We start from the raw sequence: 16,435 nt of genomic DNA on the forward strand, positions 1-16,435 counted from the left end.
AAGACGGCGGTCGGTATCGAAATTGCGGCTGCGCCACAGGCCGTTGCCGTAGCTCATGTACCGCGACGGGCCGAAGGCCTGATACCCATCCAGCGTGGCCACCGTGGTGGTGGCACCGTTGACGGTGCGGAGAACGGGATCAGGTTCTCTTAATTCGTATGCTCTCATCGCATTAATGCCTTCACTTTTCTTCTGCTTTTATATCAGGAAGTGAACCTGACCCCGTTACTCGATGTCGGTGATGCCGCCCTGGGCGTCCTGCCGCGTCGCCACCTGGCCCCACGGCGTGTAGGCGAAGCTGGCCGTGGTGGCCGTGCCGCCGGTCATGGCGGCGCTGCATAACAACCCCTTGCCGTTGGTGCAGGTGTCATAGGTCAATGTGCGCGTCTGGCCATCTCCGGTGACGGTCTTCAGGCGGCCCAGGCTGTCGTAGGTGGCCGTGAGCGTGGAGGCATCCGCCCGTTGCACCAGAACTTGCTGGCCTTGGGCGTTGTAGGTGAAGGTGGTCGTCCCCGTGTCCGGGCTGGTCTGCGTGCGCAGCAGCTCCAGTCCGTCGTACACGTAGGTGGTCGTCGAGTGACGCGGGTCTTCCACCCGTACCAGCGCATCGCCCCGGTCGTACTGGAAGGTGGTGATGCCGCTGGCGGGATCCTTCGATTGCACCAGCCGGTTCAGGGCGTCGTAGCCCAGGGTGGTGATCTTGTCCAGCGAGTCCTTCACGGTCGCGACATTGCCGTTGCCGTCGTAGGTGTAGCGCACATTCTGGCCGTGGTCGCCGCGCCGCGCGCGGATGCGGCCCAGTTCGTCGTAGTCGAGCGAGGTCGGCGACGACTGCCCGGCGACCCAGTCGTACCACACCAGCTTGTCCAAGTATTCGTCGTGCATCTTGCCCTGGTAGCGGTAGCCCGTGTGACCTGCCCCCCCCCGCAGGACGAGTCGCTGGCCACCTGGGAGCCGGCCTTCGATCGGCCGGCACTGTCCAGGTCGGGCCGGTGACCGGCGGGGTATCATTTCGCCCTGTGCAATTTCCTTACACCAGCGGTAAAAACGCTACGCGGGCATTTATCTCACCGCGGAGGCCGATTTATCGCAGCCCGCTACACGTACTGCAACAGCAAGCGAGCCGCTAAAGAAGAAGCCCCGTGATGAGCGGGGCTTCTGTCTATGGGGCGATCAGGAAGTGAACCTGGACCCCGTTACTCCGTGTCAGTGGTGGCGTTCAGGATGCGGGTGTCCTTGGTTTTTATCTGAATTTTGGCCTCCTTTCTCTTTCTCTTTGTTCACCTTATTTATTGGGATAACAAAACCAACATACATGGCGATGATGAAAACAACTGGCTGCCACACAGAAGATAACGCCACCCCGAAGATCAAATTAAAAACAAGCGTCGCCACAAAGATACTCAGTACGGCGAGAAACAAATACGGAGTAAATATTTTCAACATCCTGGAAAATTTCACTTTCGCCCCTCACATCCGCAATCGCTGGCACCTTGAATGGCCTGCGATGTCGTAGCCGCCGCCACACCTGCGCCAGCACCAAACACAGAGCCGGGTATTGCCCCCAAAGGTCCTAGCGCGCCGCCCCCAGCCCCCCCTACACCAGTAAACTGCACCACCGTCGAGGCAAAATCACCGCCTCGCCCTGTCTGACTTAGTTTCTCAAGTCCGCCTGCCGTCAAGGCATTTATCACTACAACAGAAGCATTTCCTTTGCTTTCTATAATAGACTGTGCCGCTGACACAATAGATGCAGCAGCAGCATTCGCGTTTCCGCTCGATCCAAGTCTTTCACCGAGTTTTTGCTGTATATACGTCGCGCCAGCTGCAACACCACCACCTATCAAAGCACCTCTCCAATCCCCTTTACCAAGAACAAGCCCAAGCAAAGCCCCACCAACCCCATTTCCTATTATCTTGGACGCATTTGAAGATATACAAATTAATCCAAACTGATCAATGCCGCTTACTGGATTCCCCCCGACATAGGCATAAGTATTAACCCCACCCCCCAGCCCAATCGGGTCGCTCTGCAAATACCGTCCCGCATCCGCCAGGTATTCACGATAGCCGTTATGCCACAGGCCCGATTCGGTATCGAGGTATTGGCCCGGGAAGCCCAGATTGATCCCGCCGATGCTGTCCTGCGTCACGCTACGGTCAAATGCCAGGGTGCTGGCTTTCCACACCACTTGCTGGCTGGCATTGGTGGCCAGTTGCGGGCGGCCCAGGTGATCGTTGTGCAGGTAGTAAATCTGGTTGTTGCGCACCAGCGCCACTGGCTCGCCGCCGTTGTAGAGGTAACTGCTCCATTGGCCGTTGGTGTTTTCTGCCAGCAGCTGGTTGAAGCCGGCGTACACGTAGCGGCTATTGGTGGAAGCGTTGGATTTGGCCATCCGCTGATCCAGTGCATTCACCGTGTAGGTGGTGGTGGTGCCGGATTTTGTGTGGCTGGCCAGCCGCCCGAACGGATCGTAGGCCAGCGCGTTGGCCACGTCCACGCCGCTGATGAACGCGGTGATCTCGCCCGTGGTATTGGTGGTGTAGCTGCGGGTCAACCCGCCCGTGACCGTTTGCAACAACCGGTTGCTGCCGGCCTGATAACTGTAGCCGGTGCTGCTGGATGGGCTGGTATTGCCTGCACTCACGCGATTGCCCACGGCGTCGTACCCGAAGCTGGCCACGTTACCACCGGCCAAGGTGGCATTGGTGAGACGGGAAGCGCCGTCGTACTGGTATTGCTGGGTGAGCCCCGCATCCACGCCGTTGGTGATGGCGGTGATGCGGTCTGCCGCGTCAAACCCGTAGGTGAGGCTTTGCAGGGGGCCGGCACTGCCATTGGTGCTGATGCCGGCAAGACGGCGGTCGGTATCGAAATTGCGGCTGCGCCACAGGCCGTTGCCGTAGCTCATGTACCGCGACGGGCCGAAGGCCTGATACCCATCCAGCGTGGCCACCGTGGTGGTGGCACCGTTGACGGTGGCGGTGATGGCCGACAGATTGCCGGCAGCATAGGCATACCCCGCGCTGATGCCGCTGGGGTAGCCAATGCCGGTCAAGCGGCCCATGCCGTCGTAGGTGTAACTGGTGGTGTCGGTGGTACCGCCCAGGCTGTCCTGCCGTGTCGCCAGTTGCCCCCACGGGGTGTAGGTGAAGCTGGCCGTGGTGGCCGTGCCGCCGGTCTTGGCAGCAGTGCACAGCTGGCCCTTGCCATTGGCGCAGGCATCGTAGGCCAACGTTCGCGTCTGGCCGCCGCCGGCCTGGGTTTTCAGGCGGCCCAATGCGTCATAGGTGTACGCGGTAGCCAACATATCCGCCCGCTGGCTCTGCACCAGTTGCCCGGTACTGTTGAAGGTGAACGTGGTGGTACCGGTGTCCGGGCTGGCCTGGCTCAACAGATTGCCCAGGCCGTCATAGCTGTAGCTGGTGGTGTTATTACGGGCATCGCGCACCGAGGCGACCTGCCCCAGCGGCGTATACGTCATCCATGTGGTGCCGGCGGCATCACTGGTACTGCTGACGCGGCGCAGGCGGTCGTAGGTGTAGCGGGTGGTGTTGTTCAGCGCGTCCTTCGCCGTGGCCAAGTCGCCGTTGGCGTTGTAGGTATAGGTCAACACCTGGCCATGCTCGCCCTTGCGGGCACTGAGGAAACCGCCGGCATCGTATTCGAATGCGGTGCGTTGCTGCGCGGTGGTGTAATCACGCCGAACGGGTTTTCCCTTGATCGGGTCCCACAACGTGGAGCGATAACGCGTGCTCACCGCAAGACTGACGGGCTGGGATAACAGGTTGTACGCGAATATCTGCTGCTCTGTTTCGGTGCGCCCGGTTTCACATCCGGGATCATCAAACTGGCAGGCACCATCGTCCTCCAGGGTTCTGACCTTGTAGATTGAAGTCACGCGATCGTAAGCGTCAAAGCTGGTTTCAAGATTTTCACCGTCGGGCGTCACTACACTCACGGGCCTGCCGCGAGTGTCATACGTTGTCGTGGTGGTCTGGGCCACCCCATTGACCATGCGCGTTTCCGTCAATACCTGCCCACGCGCGTTGTAGGTATAGCTTGCAACAGCCCCATTGGGCGATGTGACCGTGCCCGGCTGCCCCAATGCATTGTAATTGGCATAGGTAGTGGCGTGGCCCAGGCTGTTGCTGACCGACAACAGGTTGCCGGCGGTATCAAAGCTGGACGTCACCGCGTCGCCGGCACCCGGCAGCGGGCCGTCCACGGTCATGCTGGCCACCATGCCATTGGGATGCAGGGTGTAGCTGTAGCTGGTGGTCAAGCTACCCACCGATCCACCGCCCTGATTGGTCACCGTCACCGATTGCAACAACCGTGCACGGGCATCGCCGTCCGGGTAATAACTGTAGGTGGTGGTATTCAGCGGCTGATCGATGCTGCTGCCGAAGACATTGATCTGGTTCAGACGATTCCTGTAACCGGCATCCCAGACGTACTGGGTGATTTGCTGCTGGTCGGTTTCATTCCCCGCACCAATGCCTGTAATTTTTTGAGTTACACGATTATCGGCGTCATAACTGTAATCTGTCTTCACACCCAGCGCGTCAACCTCATAGTCCGCGTTGCCGTTGGCATCGAACTGGGTATCTACAATCCCCGATGGGCAGGTGCCGCTGACCGGACGTTCAACGCGCCAAATGCGCTTGACACCATCAATTTCCACCAGCCGATAGGTTGAAGCCTGCCCCAATGCATTGGTGACCACCGTTCGGTCGGAAAAATAATCGAAATTGCTGCGCTCGATGCCACCTTCCAAACCCGACCACTGCGCACGGCCATCGGCCAGATACTGGTAGCGTGAATAGCGCGTGCCGTTGATTGAAATGCCGGTCAAACCACCCGCATCGAAGTTGTCTTCGTAGTGATAAGTGCGCGTACCCAGATTATCCGGATAGCTGACGCTGGCAAGATAGCCTGTACTGCTGTAGCCATAGCTGTAGGCCTTGCCATTCGGCGCGACAATGGCAATGACCTTGTCGCCAGACCACGTCAAGGCAATGGATCGGCCGGATGTGTGCGAGATCGTGGCCAACTGAGCACTTGCGCTATAGGCATAGGTCAGCCCGATACCCCGTTCATCCTTGATTGTTTTTGGCCGCCCGTTTGCGTCGAACACATGGCGGGCACCATCGGCATAATTCACCACCCAATCAGCACCCACCTGCTGAAGGGTATCGCCCTTCCCGGATGTCCAACTGCCATTCACCAAACGAAAATTCGTTGCATAACCGCTTGGGCTGTACGCATGCACCACCAGCAACGGCTTGCCATTGGGTGCGCACGGCGCAATGCGGCTTAGCCAGGCCCAACACACATAATTTTCGTATTCGAATACCAGGGTGTAATCAAAGCTGGCGCTCCACGCCTGCCCAAAAGCTCCATATTTTGTATTGCCTTTGGTGTAGGTTCTGCCCACCCCCAAGGCAACGCCACCGCCGATTGGGGCAATGTCCACTTCGGGCAGGTACTTGGTGCCGGTTGCAATCATGACCGGTCGCCCGGTTACCTGAATGCCTTGGCCTGCACTTTTGGTGCCGCCCGATTTTGCATCTTTATCGCAAGGCGATTTTTGTAGTGCTTGCGCTTTGGTGCCGGCACTTACTGCGCCTTGGCCAGACGGATAGCTTGAGGGGTTTACTGGTGCTGGTGTGTATTCCCTGCCGTAGTAGAGCCACCACGGAAAATCAAAACCGTAAGACGTGGGGTTGGATCCCGTCACAGGAACACTATCCATATTCAAAATACACTGTCCCGGATGGCTCTGATCAGGGGTGCTATTGGTTGGACAACGACCGTCCGGCCCCACAGAGAGAGCCTGCGCTTGCCCCGTCATCAGCAAACCACCAAGGGTCAGGAGTACCCCTCCCCCCCCGAAATCAAACGCTTGATTGATTGTGTTTCCATACATTCCCCACGAAGAAGTGCCGCGCAAGCGCGGATTCGGCGTTCAAGTCAAAGATTTCAGCCCCATGCGCGTTGCACGCATGCCCCCGGGCCACCTGTTGCAGCGCGCAAGCTTGCACGATGTTTGTGAAATTTGGAATACGTATACGTCATGACTGCATGCCGGGAGTGTGCCGTTTCGGAAAAACAGCCATCCCGCTGGATTCTGCGGCTGTGCTTCGCTTCGCGCAGAATGACGGAGCGGGTCAAGCATCAGTTCATGGCCCCACTATCGCCGCACCGGATTGGCCAGCCGGCGCAACCATGACAGCAAATCGCTGGGCAGCAAGCCGCGTTCGCCGTCATCCAGCGCCGCCGCGTCGCCGGCTGCGGCGTGCAGCAAGGCCCCCGCCAATGCGGCGTCGGCGACCGCCATGCCCTGCCCGCGCAAGGCGGCGATCACGCCGGTCAGCACATCCCCCATGCCGCCCGTGCCCATGCCCGGGTTGCCGGCGGCAATCACCGCCGGGGCCGCGCCCACGGCCTGCACCAGACTGCCCGCACCCTTCAGTACCACCGTGCAAGCCAAGCGTTCCTGCAGCGCGGCCACGGCGGCGAAACGGTCGCGCTGCACATCCGTGACCGCGCCCCCCAGCAGGCGCGCGGCTTCGCCGGGATGCGGGGTGATGATGTCGTCCTCCCGCAACCGGCTGCCGGCGTCAGCCAACAGGTTCAGGGCATCGGCATCGACAATGCGCGGCTTGCCGCTTCGCATCACCGCCTGCCACAACGCCCGCCCCCACTCGCCCTGCCCCAGCCCCGGGCCGAGTGCAAGCACGTCCGCGCGGTCCAGCAGCGGCAGCAGGTCCGCCGCGCCCTCCACCGCATGCGCCATCACCTCCGGGCAACGCGCCAGCAGTGCCGGCACATGCTCACGCCGGGTCGCCACGCTGACCAGGCCCGCGCCGCAGCGCAACGCCGCCTGCGCCGCCAGCACGATCGCACCGCCGCCGCCGTGATCGCCACCGATGCACAGCACGTGGCCATTGCTCCCCTTGTGGCCATTGCGCGGCCGCAGCGGCAAGAACCCATGCAGGGCATCGGCACGCCAGGCCCAGGCACTGGGCGTGGCGTCTTCCAGCACCGTCGCAGGCACCTCCAGCACCGACAATTCCAGCTTGCCGCAATGCTCCAGCGCCACACCCGTGCGCAAGCCGCGATGGCGCGCAAGGAATTGCAGCGTGCAATCGGCCACCACCGCCATGCCCGGCGCGCTGCCGGTGGTGGCATCGATGCCGCTGGGGACATCCAACGCCAAGACCGGGGCCGGGTGGGCATTGATGGCGGCGATCAACCCCGCTGCAACGGATTCGGGCGCCCGCGCAAGACCGATCCCGAACAGCGCATCCACGATGACATCGGCCTCCGGCATGCCCGTGCCCGCCACGTCCACGCTGCCGCCGGCAGCCACGAAGGCATCGCAGGCCCGCCGGGCCAATGCACTGGCTGGCGGCTGCGACCGCAGCACCCGCACGATGCGGCCGGCCTCGCGTGCATGCCGTGCCAGCACGTAGCCGTCGCCCCCGTTGTTGCCGGGGCCGCACACGACCGTGACCCGCATCGCCTGCGGCCAATGCTTGAGCAGGCAGCGCCACCCCGCCAGCCCGGCGCGCGCCATCAAGGCGAAGGGATCGCCACCGCAATGCGCAGCCCCCCGTGCTTCCAACATGCGCAGTGCGTCGGGTGCAAACAGTGGCAACGGGCTGTGCATCGAAACGACTCCGGTATGCAGACCTATAATTTGCGCCATGTCCACGCCCGACTACAACGCGCTTGCCGCGCGCATCCGCGCCCTTGCGCACGCCGCCGGTTTCCAGCGGGTGGGCATTTCCGACATCGACCTGGGCGAGGACGAAAGCCATCTGCTCGACTGGTTGCAGCAAGGCCTGTACGGCTCGATGGAATGGATGGCGCGCCACGGCGCGCTGCGTGCGCGCCCGGCGGAACTGCTGCCGGGCACGATCCGGGTGATTTCGGTGGGGCTGGACTACGGCAAGGACCCGGACGCGGCCTGGGCCAACCTGCGCGAACACGAGCGCGCCTACGTTGCCCGCTACGCGCTGGGCCGCGACTACCACAAGCTGATGCGCAACCGCCTGCAGAGACTGGCCGAAGTGGTGCAGGCCGAGATCGGCCCGTTCGGCCACCGCGCCTTCACCGACTCCGCGCCGGTGCTGGAACGCGCGCTGGCGCGCAATGCCGGGCTGGGCTGGATCGGCAAGCACACCTGCCTGATCGACAAGGATGGCGGCAGTTGGTTTTTCCTCGGGGAACTCTTTGTCGATATCCCGCTGCCGGTCGATCCGCCAGCCACCGCCCACTGCGGCAGTTGCACCCGCTGCATCGACATTTGCCCGACGCAGGCCATCACCGCGCCATACCGGCTGGATGCGCGCCGCTGCATTTCCTACCTCACCATCGAACACGAAGGCAGCATCGACGAGGAGCTGCGCCCGCTGATGGGCAACCGCATCTACGGCTGCGACGACTGCCAGCTGGTGTGTCCGTGGAACAAGTTCGCCAGGCGCAGCGACGAGCCGGATTTCCGCGCTCGCAACGACCTCGACAAGGCCAGTCTGGCCGAGCTGTTCGCGTGGGAGGAAGACGAATTCCTGCGCCGCAGCGAGGGCAGCGCCATCCGCCGCAGCGGCCACGAGCGCTGGCTGCGCAACATCGCGATTGCCCTCGGCAACGCGCCGACCACGCCGGAGGTGTTGGCGGCGCTGGAAACCCGCCGCCAGCATCCTTCGCCTGTCGTGCGCGAACACGTGGAATGGGCGCTGCGCCGCCACGGCGCGGCCTGAGCGCAACCCGCCAGCCGCCATCGCGATGGCCTTAGAATGGCCGGATGACCGACGATCTCCTCCGCGCCACCTTCCACGGTTTCGAACAGATCCCCCTGCGCGAGTACGCCGAGCGCGCCTACCTCGACTACTCGATGTACGTGGTGCTGGACCGCGCCCTGCCGTTCATCGGCGACGGCCTCAAGCCGGTGCAGCGCCGCATCATCTATGCGATGAGCGAGCTGGGCCTGAACGCCTCCGCCAAGCCGAAGAAATCCGCCCGCACCGTGGGCGACGTGATCGGCAAGTACCACCCGCACGGCGATTCCGCCTGCTACGAGGCGATGGTGCTGATGGCGCAGCCGTTCTCGTGGCGCTATCCGCTGATCGAGGGCCAGGGCAACTTCGGCTCCAGCGACGACCCGAAGTCGTTCGCGGCGATGCGCTATACCGAATCCAAGCTCTCGCCGATCGCCGAAGTGCTGCTCGGCGAGCTGGGCCAAGGCACGGTGGACTGGACGCCCAACTTCGACGGCACCCTGGAAGAACCCACGTGGATGCCGGCGCGGCTGCCGCACCTGCTGCTGAACGGCACCACCGGCATTGCCGTGGGCATGGCCACCGACGTCCCGCCACACAACCTCAACGAGATCGTCAGCGCCTGCGTGCGCCTGCTGGACGACCCCGACGCGACGGTCCGCGACCTGTGCGAGCACGTGCGCGGCCCGGACTACCCCACCGCGGCGGAGATCATCACCGCGCCTTCCGATCTGCTCAACCTCTACGAAACCGGCACCGGCAGCGTGCGTGCACGCGCCGTGTTCGTGAAGGAACAGGCCAACATCGTCATCACCGAGCTGCCGCACCAGGTCAGCCCGAGCAAGGTGATCGAACAGATCGCCGCGCAGATGCGGGCCAAGAAGCTGCCGTGGCTGGAGGACATCCGCGACGAGTCCGACCACGCCAATCCCACCCGCATCGTGCTGATCCCGCGCAGCAACCGGGTGGACGCCGAACAGCTGATGGGCCACCTGTTCGCCACCACCGACCTGGAAAAAAGCTTCCGGGTCAACATGAACGTGATCGGGCTGGACGGCCGCCCGCAGGTGAAGAACCTGAAGATGCTGCTCGGCGAATGGCTGGTGTTCCGCCAGACCACCGTCACCCGTCGCCTGAAGCACCGGCTGGAAAAAGTCGAGCGCCGCCTGCACTTGCTGGAAGGCTTGCTGGTGGCCTTCCTCAACCTGGATGAAGTGATCCGCATCATCCGCACCGAGGACGAGCCGAAGGCGGTGCTGATGGCCCGTTTCTCGCTCAGCGAGGATCAGGCCGACTACATCCTCGACACCAAGCTGAAGCAGCTGGCGCGGCTGGAGGAAATGAAGATCCGCGGCGAGCAGGACGAGTTGGCCGCCGAGCGCGAAAAACTGCTGGCCACGCTGGACAGCAAGGCCAGGCTGAAGAAGCTGATCAAGGACGAACTGCTGGCCGATGCAAAGAAATTCGGCGACGCCCGCCGCAGCCCGTTGGTGGCGCGCCAGGCCGCGCAGGCGCTGGACGAGACCGAGCTGGTGGCCAGCGAACCGATGACCGTGGTGGTCAGCGAAAAGGGCTGGGTGCGCGCCGCCAAGGGCCACGACATCGACGCCGCCGGACTGTCCTACCGCGAAGGCGACCGCCTGCTGGCGGCGGTGCGTGCGCGCAGCACCCAGCAGGTGGCCTTCCTCGATTCCACCGGCCGCAGCTATTCGACGTCGGTGCACACCCTGCCCAGCGCGCGCGGCAACGGCGAACCGCTGACCGGGCGCTTCGCCCCTGCTGCCGGTGCCACGTTCGAAGCGCTGGCCAGCGGCGGCAACGACGACCGGCTGGTGATCGCCTCCAGCCACGGCTACGGCTTCGTCACCCGCTTCGAAAACCTGACCAGCCGCAACAAGGCCGGCAAGGCGCTGCTGTCGCTGTCCGAAGGCGGCCACGTGCTGCAGCCGGCGGCGGTGGCCAGCGTCGAGGCCGACCGCATCGTGGCGGTGACCAGCGCCGGCCACGTGCTGGCGTTCCCGGTGGCCGAGCTGCCCGAGCTGGACAAGGGCAAAGGCAACAAGATCATCGAGATCCCGAAGGCCAAGCGCGGCACCGAAAAGGTGGTGGCGATCGCGGTGGTGCCGGAGGGTGGCAAGCTGCTGGTGCAGTCCGGCGCGCGCACCATGACCCTGGCCTTCCGCGAACTCGACCCTTACCTCGGCGCCCGCGGCTCACGCGGCGGCTTGCTGCCGCGCGGCTGGCAGAAGGTGGATGGGTTGGCCGTCGAAACCTGATCACTACCGCGACGGCGAGGAGACATGCATGCACCCTGATTTCTGGCACCAGCGCTGGCAGCAGAACCAGATCGGCTTCCATCAGCACACCCCCACCCCGCTGCTGCAGAAACACTGGCCAGCGCTGGGCGTGCCCGCCGGCACCCGCGTGTTCGTGCCGCTGTGCGGGAAATCGTTGGACATGGTCTGGCTGGCGGCGCAGGGGCACCGGGTGCTCGGGGTGGAGTTGTCGCAGCTGGCCGTCGAGCAGTTCTTCACCGAACACGGCCTGCAGCCCGTCATCCACGACAGCCCGCTGGGCCGGCACCACGTTGCCGGCAACATCGAAATCATCTGCGGCGACGCCTTCGGCCTGGACGCCGGCCTGCTGGCCGGCTGCAGCGCCGTGTACGACCGCGCCGCACTGGTCGCGCTGCCGCCGGCCATGCGCCAACGCTACGCCGGCGAGCTCCATGCCCGGCTGCCCAGTGGCTGCCGGGGCCTGCTGATCACCCTGGAATATCCGCAGCAAGACCGCGACGGCCCGCCGTTTTCGGTATCGGAGGACGAAGTGCGCGCACTGTACGCCGATGCGTGGAGCGTCGATCTGCTGGAACGCCGGGCGATCCCGGCCGGCCATCCCGGTTTCGTGAATGGGGCAAGCCGGCTGGAGACCGCCGTGTTCCGCCTGCACCGCCAGTGAACCTGCACCGGCGGTTGACCAGGATCAATTCGAATTTGCTCCCATCTGCCTAAGCTGCGCCCATGCAATCCCAAACCATCGCCTTCGATGCCGGTCTGTTGCGGCGTTACGACCGCCCCGGCCCGCGCTACACCTCGTACCCCACCGCCCCGCAATTCCATGCGGACTTCGGCGAAGCGCAACTGCGCGAGGCGGTACAAGCCAGCAACGAAGAGCCGATCCCGCGTCGGCTGTCGCTGTACGTGCACGTGCCGTTCTGCTTCAGCCCCTGCTTCTACTGCGGCTGCAACCGCATCATCACCCGCGACCTGGCCCGCGGCGAGGCGTATCTGGCGCGGCTGCACCGCGAAATCGCACTGATGGCACCGCTGTTCGACCGCGACCGCGAAGTCATCCAGCTGCATTTCGGCGGCGGCACCCCCAATTTCCTGACGCCCCAGCAGCTGGGGGACGTGGTCGATACCTTGCGCCGGCAGTTCCACTTCGCCGACAGCCAGGACCGCGACATCTCCATCGAGATCGACCCGCGCTTCTGCGAGCCGGGCTGGCTGCCGGAGCTGGCGAAGATCGGCTTCAACCGCGCCAGCCTGGGCGTGCAGGACTTCGACCCGAAAGTGCAGGAAGCGGTCAACCGCATCCAGAGCGTGGAGGAAACCCGCGCGGTGGTGGATGCCGCGCGCCAGGCCGGCCTGCGCTCGGTCAACATCGACCTGATCTATGGCTTGCCGGGGCAGAACCTGGAAGGCTTCGGCAAGACCCTGGACATCGTCACCGAAATTCGCCCGGACCGGCTGGCGGTGTACAGCTACGCGCACATGCCGCACCTGTTCAAGCCGCAGAAACAGATCGACGGCGCGCTGCTGCTGGATGGCGAAGCCAAGCTGGCGCTGCTGCAACTGGCGGTGGAAAAGCTCACCGCCGCCGGCTACGTCTACATCGGCATGGACCATTTCGCCCTGCCCGACGACGACCTCGCGCAGGCGCAGGCGCGCGGCGGCCTGCATCGCAACTTCATGGGCTATACCACCCATGCCGACAGCGACCTGATCGGCCTGGGCGTCTCCGCGATCAGCCACATCGGCAACACCTTCAGCCAGAACCCGCGCGACCTGCCGAGCTGGGAAGTGGCGATCGATACCGGCAAACTGGCGGTGTTCCGCGGCATGCGCATGAGCGAGGACGACACCCTGCGCGCCGACCTGATCCAATCGCTGATGTGCCAGGGCCGGGTTCCGGTGGCCGCGCTGGAACGCCGCTACGGCATCCGCTTCGAAGACTACTTCGCCCACGAACTGGAATTGCTGCACCCGTTGCAGGAAGACAACCTGGTGCGCTTTGCGCCCGACAGCATCGAAGTGACCTCGCACGGACGCCTGCTATTGCGTAACATTGCCATGTGCTTCGACCGATACCTGACACCACCCGCAGCCGATGCCAAGCCGCGCTTCTCCCGCGCGATCTGAGCCGTGCCCGCCACCTCGGGTTGCAAGGTGGCCACAATGAGTGACCTGCCGTTTCCGCGGCTGAGCCCGCAAGTCCTCTCCGACGACGGCGACGAACTGCAATTCTGCTCGACCTGCGCGTTTTCCCACGCCTGCTTGTCGCAGGGCATGGACAAGGGCGCACTGCGCGAGCTGCACGTGCTGGTGGAACACATCGGCCCGTTCCATGCCGGCGAGCACGTCTTCCGCGAAGGTGATCCGTTCGAAGCCATCGCCGCGGTGCGTGCCGGCACCGTCAAGACCTGCGTCACCGATGCCGACGGCCACGAACACGTGCTGGGCTTCCACTTCCCCGGCGAAGTCATCGGCCTGAACGCCATCGACGGCCACCGCTATCCATGCGATGCGATCGCGCTGGACACGGTGATGCTGTGCAAGTTCTCGTTCCCGAAGATTTCCGTGCTGGCGGCGAAAGTGCCCGGCGTGCAGCGTGAACTGTTCCGTCTGCTCAGCCGCGACATCGGCCGCGCCGCCCTGCTGGCCGGCGACTGGAGCGCCGACCAGCGGGTGGCGGCATTCCTGGTGGGGATGTCGCGGCGGCTGGCCGCACGCGGCTTCTCCGCCACCCGTTTCCAGCTGACCATGGCGCGCACCGACATCGCCAATTACCTGCGGCTGGCCCCGGAAACCGTCAGCCGCGTGCTGCGGCGGATGCAGGACGACAAGTTGCTGGCGGTGGAGCGACGCGAAGTGGAATTGCTGGATCCGGCGCGCATCGAAGCCCTGGCCGCCCCCATCCTGCGCGACTGAGCGCACCGGCCCGCAGTGCCTGCCCGGGACCACGCCGGCAGTTGACGCAAGTCATGGAGCAATGCGGCGTCGAAGCCGACGATGCCATCGCTGTTTCATCCAAGCGTTCGTCATCGAGGAGAGTTGCAATGTCCACTACGAAACGGCTATGGCTGGGCCTGAGTGCCCTGCTTGTCGCCAGCTTCGCGGTCATGCTCTGGTTGGGCGTGGATTTGGTCCACACCGCCCCGCCGGTACCCGACCGCGTCATCGCCGCCAATGGCCAGGTGCTTTACACCCGCGCCGACATCGATCGCGGCCGGGAGGTCTGGCAGAGCATCGGCGGCCAGCAACTCGGCTCCATCTGGGGCCACGGCGCACTGGTTGCCCCCGACTGGTCGGCCGACTGGCTGCACCGTGAAACCGAAGCCATGCTGGAATTGCAGGCGCGCGCCGACACCGGCCAGTCCTACGCCAGCATGGATGCGACGGAAAAGGCCAAGACCGAGGCCAGCGTCAAGCCGCAGATCCGGCACAACACCTACGACGCGGCCAAGAACGAGATCGTGGTCAGCAACCAGCGCGCGCAAGCCATCAGCACGGTGGCCGCGCACTACGAAAGCCTGTTCTCGAACGACCCGGCCACGCACCAATTGCGCATCGATTACGCGATGCGTGAAAACACGGTGCCGGATGCCGACAACCGTCGCGCGATGACCGCGTTCTTCTTCTGGACCGCATGGGCCGCCGGCACCGACCGGCCGGGCGCCAGCAACCGCACCTACACCAACAACTGGCCGTACGAGCCGCTGATCGGCAACCAACCGACCTCCGATACCTTCATCTGGTCGATGTTCTCGCTGCTGTTCATGATCGGCGGCATCGGCTTGCTGGCATGGCACTACGCCGGCTGGCACGGCAAGGAAGAACTGCCCACGCCGCCGACGCAGGACCCGCTGCAAGGGCTGGTCATCACTCCCTCGATGAAAGCCACTGCCAAGTATTTCTGGGTGGTGGTGGCATTGTTCCTGTTCCAGATCCTGATGGGCGCCACCACCGCGCACTTCCAGGTGGAAGGCCAGGAAGCCTATGGCGTGAAGGTCTCGGAGTTCCTGCCCTACGCGCTCACCCGCAGTTGGCATACGGAACTTGCAGTGCTGTGGATCGCCACCGCGTGGCTGGCCACCGGCTTGTACATCGCCCCGGCGATTTCCGGCCACGAGCCGAAATTCCAGCGCGCGGGCGTCAACTTCCTGTTCGTCTGCCTGCTCATCATCGTGGTGGGCGCCTTCGCCGGCCAATGGTTCGCGGTGATGCAGAAGATGGGCCTGCAATACAACTTCTGGTTCGGCCACCAGGGCTGGGAATACGTGGACCTGGGCCGCTTCTGGCAGGCGTTCCTGTTCATCGGCCTGCTGCTGTGGCTGCTGCTGATGGGCCGTTCGCTGTGGCCGGCGCTCAAGCGCAAGGACGAGATGTCCTCGATCGTGGGCCTGCTGTTCCTGTCCACCATTGCCATCGCCATGTTCTACGGTGCCGGCCTGATGTGGGGTGAAAAGAGCCACCTGTCGGTGGTCGAATACTGGCGCTGGTGGGTGGTGCACCTGTGGGTGGAAGGTTTCTTCGAGGTGTTCGCGGTGGCCGTCATCAGCTTCCTGTTCGTGAAGCTGGGGCTGATCCGCGGCAAGTCGGCCACCACCAACGTGCTGTTCGCCACCATCGTGTACATGAGCGGCGGCGTGCTGGGCATGTTCCACCACCTGTACTTCGCCGGCACCACCACCGCCGCGGTGGCCCTGGGTGCCAGTTTCTCGGCGCTGGAAGTGGTGCCGCTGGCATTGATCGGGCTGGAAGCCTACGAAACCTGGAGCCACAGCCGCGCCACCACCTGGATGGAGCGTTACCGTTGGCCGATCATGTTCTTCCTGGCCACCAGCTTCTGGAACCTGGTGGGTGCCGGCCTGTTCGGCTTCCTGGTCAACACCCCGATTGCGCTGTACTACATGCAGGGGCTGAACCTGACCCCGTTGCATGGCCACACCGCCCTGTTCGGTGTGTACGGGATGCTGGGCATCGGCCTGATGCTGTTCTGCCTGCGTGGCCTGCGTCCGCAGGTGGAGTGGCCGACCGGCCTGCTGCGCGGCGCGTTCTGGAGCCTCAACATCGGCCTGGGCCTGATGGCGTTGCTGACCCTGTTGCCGATGGGCGTGCTGCAACTCAATGCAGCGCTGGAAAACGGCTACTGGTTCGCACGCTCCGCCGAGTTCATGAGCCGCCCGATCATCCACATGCTGGTGTGGATGCGCATGCCGGGCGACCTGGTGTTCTCGGCCGGTGCCTTGATGCTGGCGCTGTTCATCGCCCGCAAGTGGCTGAAGCCGAAGATCGCGGCGAACTGACCGGCTCCACGCAAGGTGTCGCAACCACGGGGACGGCCATCGGCCGTCCCCGTTTTT

At 64.0% G+C, this 16,435-nt stretch carries 10 protein-coding genes; 6 read left to right on the forward strand and 4 right to left on the reverse strand.

All coding sequences use genetic code 11. The features are described from left to right. Positions 1-225: 225 nt before the first annotated feature. From ACE3OK_RS00005 to ACE3OK_RS00020, 4 genes are all read right to left on the reverse strand, one after another. The gene (locus tag ACE3OK_RS00005; RefSeq protein ID WP_374247459.1) at positions 226-885 is read right to left on the reverse strand and encodes a hypothetical protein; all 660 of its coding nucleotides are present in this window, start codon (positions 883-885) and stop codon (positions 226-228) included. A gap of 321 nt (positions 886-1,206) precedes the next feature. After that, positions 1,207-1,461, reverse strand: coding sequence for a hypothetical protein (locus ACE3OK_RS00010; RefSeq protein WP_374247460.1), 255 nt, complete (start codon positions 1,459-1,461; stop codon positions 1,207-1,209). Next, a complete protein-coding gene (locus ACE3OK_RS00015; protein ID WP_374247461.1) occupies positions 1,458-5,957 on the reverse strand; it encodes an RHS repeat-associated core domain-containing protein in 4,500 nt (1,499 codons plus the stop codon). Before ACE3OK_RS00015 ends, ACE3OK_RS00010 begins: the two co-directional genes overlap by 4 nt. Before the next feature lie 240 nt (positions 5,958-6,197). Continuing rightward, positions 6,198-7,679, reverse strand: a complete 1,482-nt coding sequence (locus ACE3OK_RS00020; protein WP_374247462.1) for an NAD(P)H-hydrate dehydratase — start codon at positions 7,677-7,679, stop codon at positions 6,198-6,200. A gap of 37 nt (positions 7,680-7,716) precedes the next feature. Here ACE3OK_RS00020 and queG point away from each other — a divergent pair, with 37 nt between their 5' ends. From queG to ACE3OK_RS00050, 6 genes are all read left to right on the forward strand, one after another. Next, entirely contained in the window at positions 7,717-8,772 is a 1,056-nt protein-coding gene (gene queG, locus ACE3OK_RS00025; RefSeq protein WP_374247463.1) for a tRNA epoxyqueuosine(34) reductase QueG, read from the forward strand. 44 nt (positions 8,773-8,816) lie between these two features. After that, positions 8,817-11,066, forward strand: coding sequence for a DNA topoisomerase IV subunit A (gene parC, locus ACE3OK_RS00030; RefSeq protein WP_374247464.1), 2,250 nt, complete (start codon positions 8,817-8,819; stop codon positions 11,064-11,066). 28 nt (positions 11,067-11,094) lie between these two features. Then, on the forward strand, positions 11,095-11,748 hold the full coding sequence (locus ACE3OK_RS00035; protein ID WP_374247465.1) for a thiopurine S-methyltransferase: 654 nt from the start codon (positions 11,095-11,097) through the stop codon (positions 11,746-11,748). A 62-nt stretch (positions 11,749-11,810) separates the two neighbouring features. Then, positions 11,811-13,211 (forward strand): oxygen-independent coproporphyrinogen III oxidase, encoded by a 1,401-nt coding sequence (hemN, locus tag ACE3OK_RS00040; protein ID WP_374247466.1) that lies wholly within the window; start codon positions 11,811-11,813, stop codon positions 13,209-13,211. A gap of 36 nt (positions 13,212-13,247) precedes the next feature. Next, positions 13,248-14,000, forward strand: a complete 753-nt coding sequence (locus tag ACE3OK_RS00045; RefSeq protein WP_374247467.1) for a helix-turn-helix domain-containing protein — start codon at positions 13,248-13,250, stop codon at positions 13,998-14,000. A gap of 128 nt (positions 14,001-14,128) precedes the next feature. Continuing rightward, positions 14,129-16,378, forward strand: a complete 2,250-nt coding sequence (locus tag ACE3OK_RS00050) for a nitric-oxide reductase large subunit (RefSeq protein WP_374247468.1) — start codon at positions 14,129-14,131, stop codon at positions 16,376-16,378. The last annotated feature ends 57 nt before the right edge of the window (positions 16,379-16,435 follow it).

The sequence above is a fragment of the Thermomonas sp. genome, assembly GCF_041905325.1.
Lineage (GTDB): Bacteria > Pseudomonadota > Gammaproteobacteria > Xanthomonadales > Xanthomonadaceae > Thermomonas.

Coding starts and splice junctions, on each gene's coding strand:
- ACE3OK_RS00005 (WP_374247459.1), bottom strand. CDS start 885: ATGCACGACGAATACTTGGACAAGCTGGTGTGGTACGACTGGGTCGCC.
- ACE3OK_RS00020 (WP_374247462.1), bottom strand. CDS start 7,679: ATGCACAGCCCGTTGCCACTGTTTGCACCCGACGCACTGCGCATGTTG.
- queG (WP_374247463.1), top strand. CDS start 7,717: ATGTCCACGCCCGACTACAACGCGCTTGCCGCGCGCATCCGCGCCCTT.
- parC (WP_374247464.1), top strand. CDS start 8,817: ATGACCGACGATCTCCTCCGCGCCACCTTCCACGGTTTCGAACAGATC.
- ACE3OK_RS00035 (WP_374247465.1), top strand. CDS start 11,095: ATGCACCCTGATTTCTGGCACCAGCGCTGGCAGCAGAACCAGATCGGC.
- hemN (WP_374247466.1), top strand. CDS start 11,811: ATGCAATCCCAAACCATCGCCTTCGATGCCGGTCTGTTGCGGCGTTAC.
- ACE3OK_RS00045 (WP_374247467.1), top strand. CDS start 13,248: ATGAGTGACCTGCCGTTTCCGCGGCTGAGCCCGCAAGTCCTCTCCGAC.
- ACE3OK_RS00050 (WP_374247468.1), top strand. CDS start 14,129: ATGTCCACTACGAAACGGCTATGGCTGGGCCTGAGTGCCCTGCTTGTC.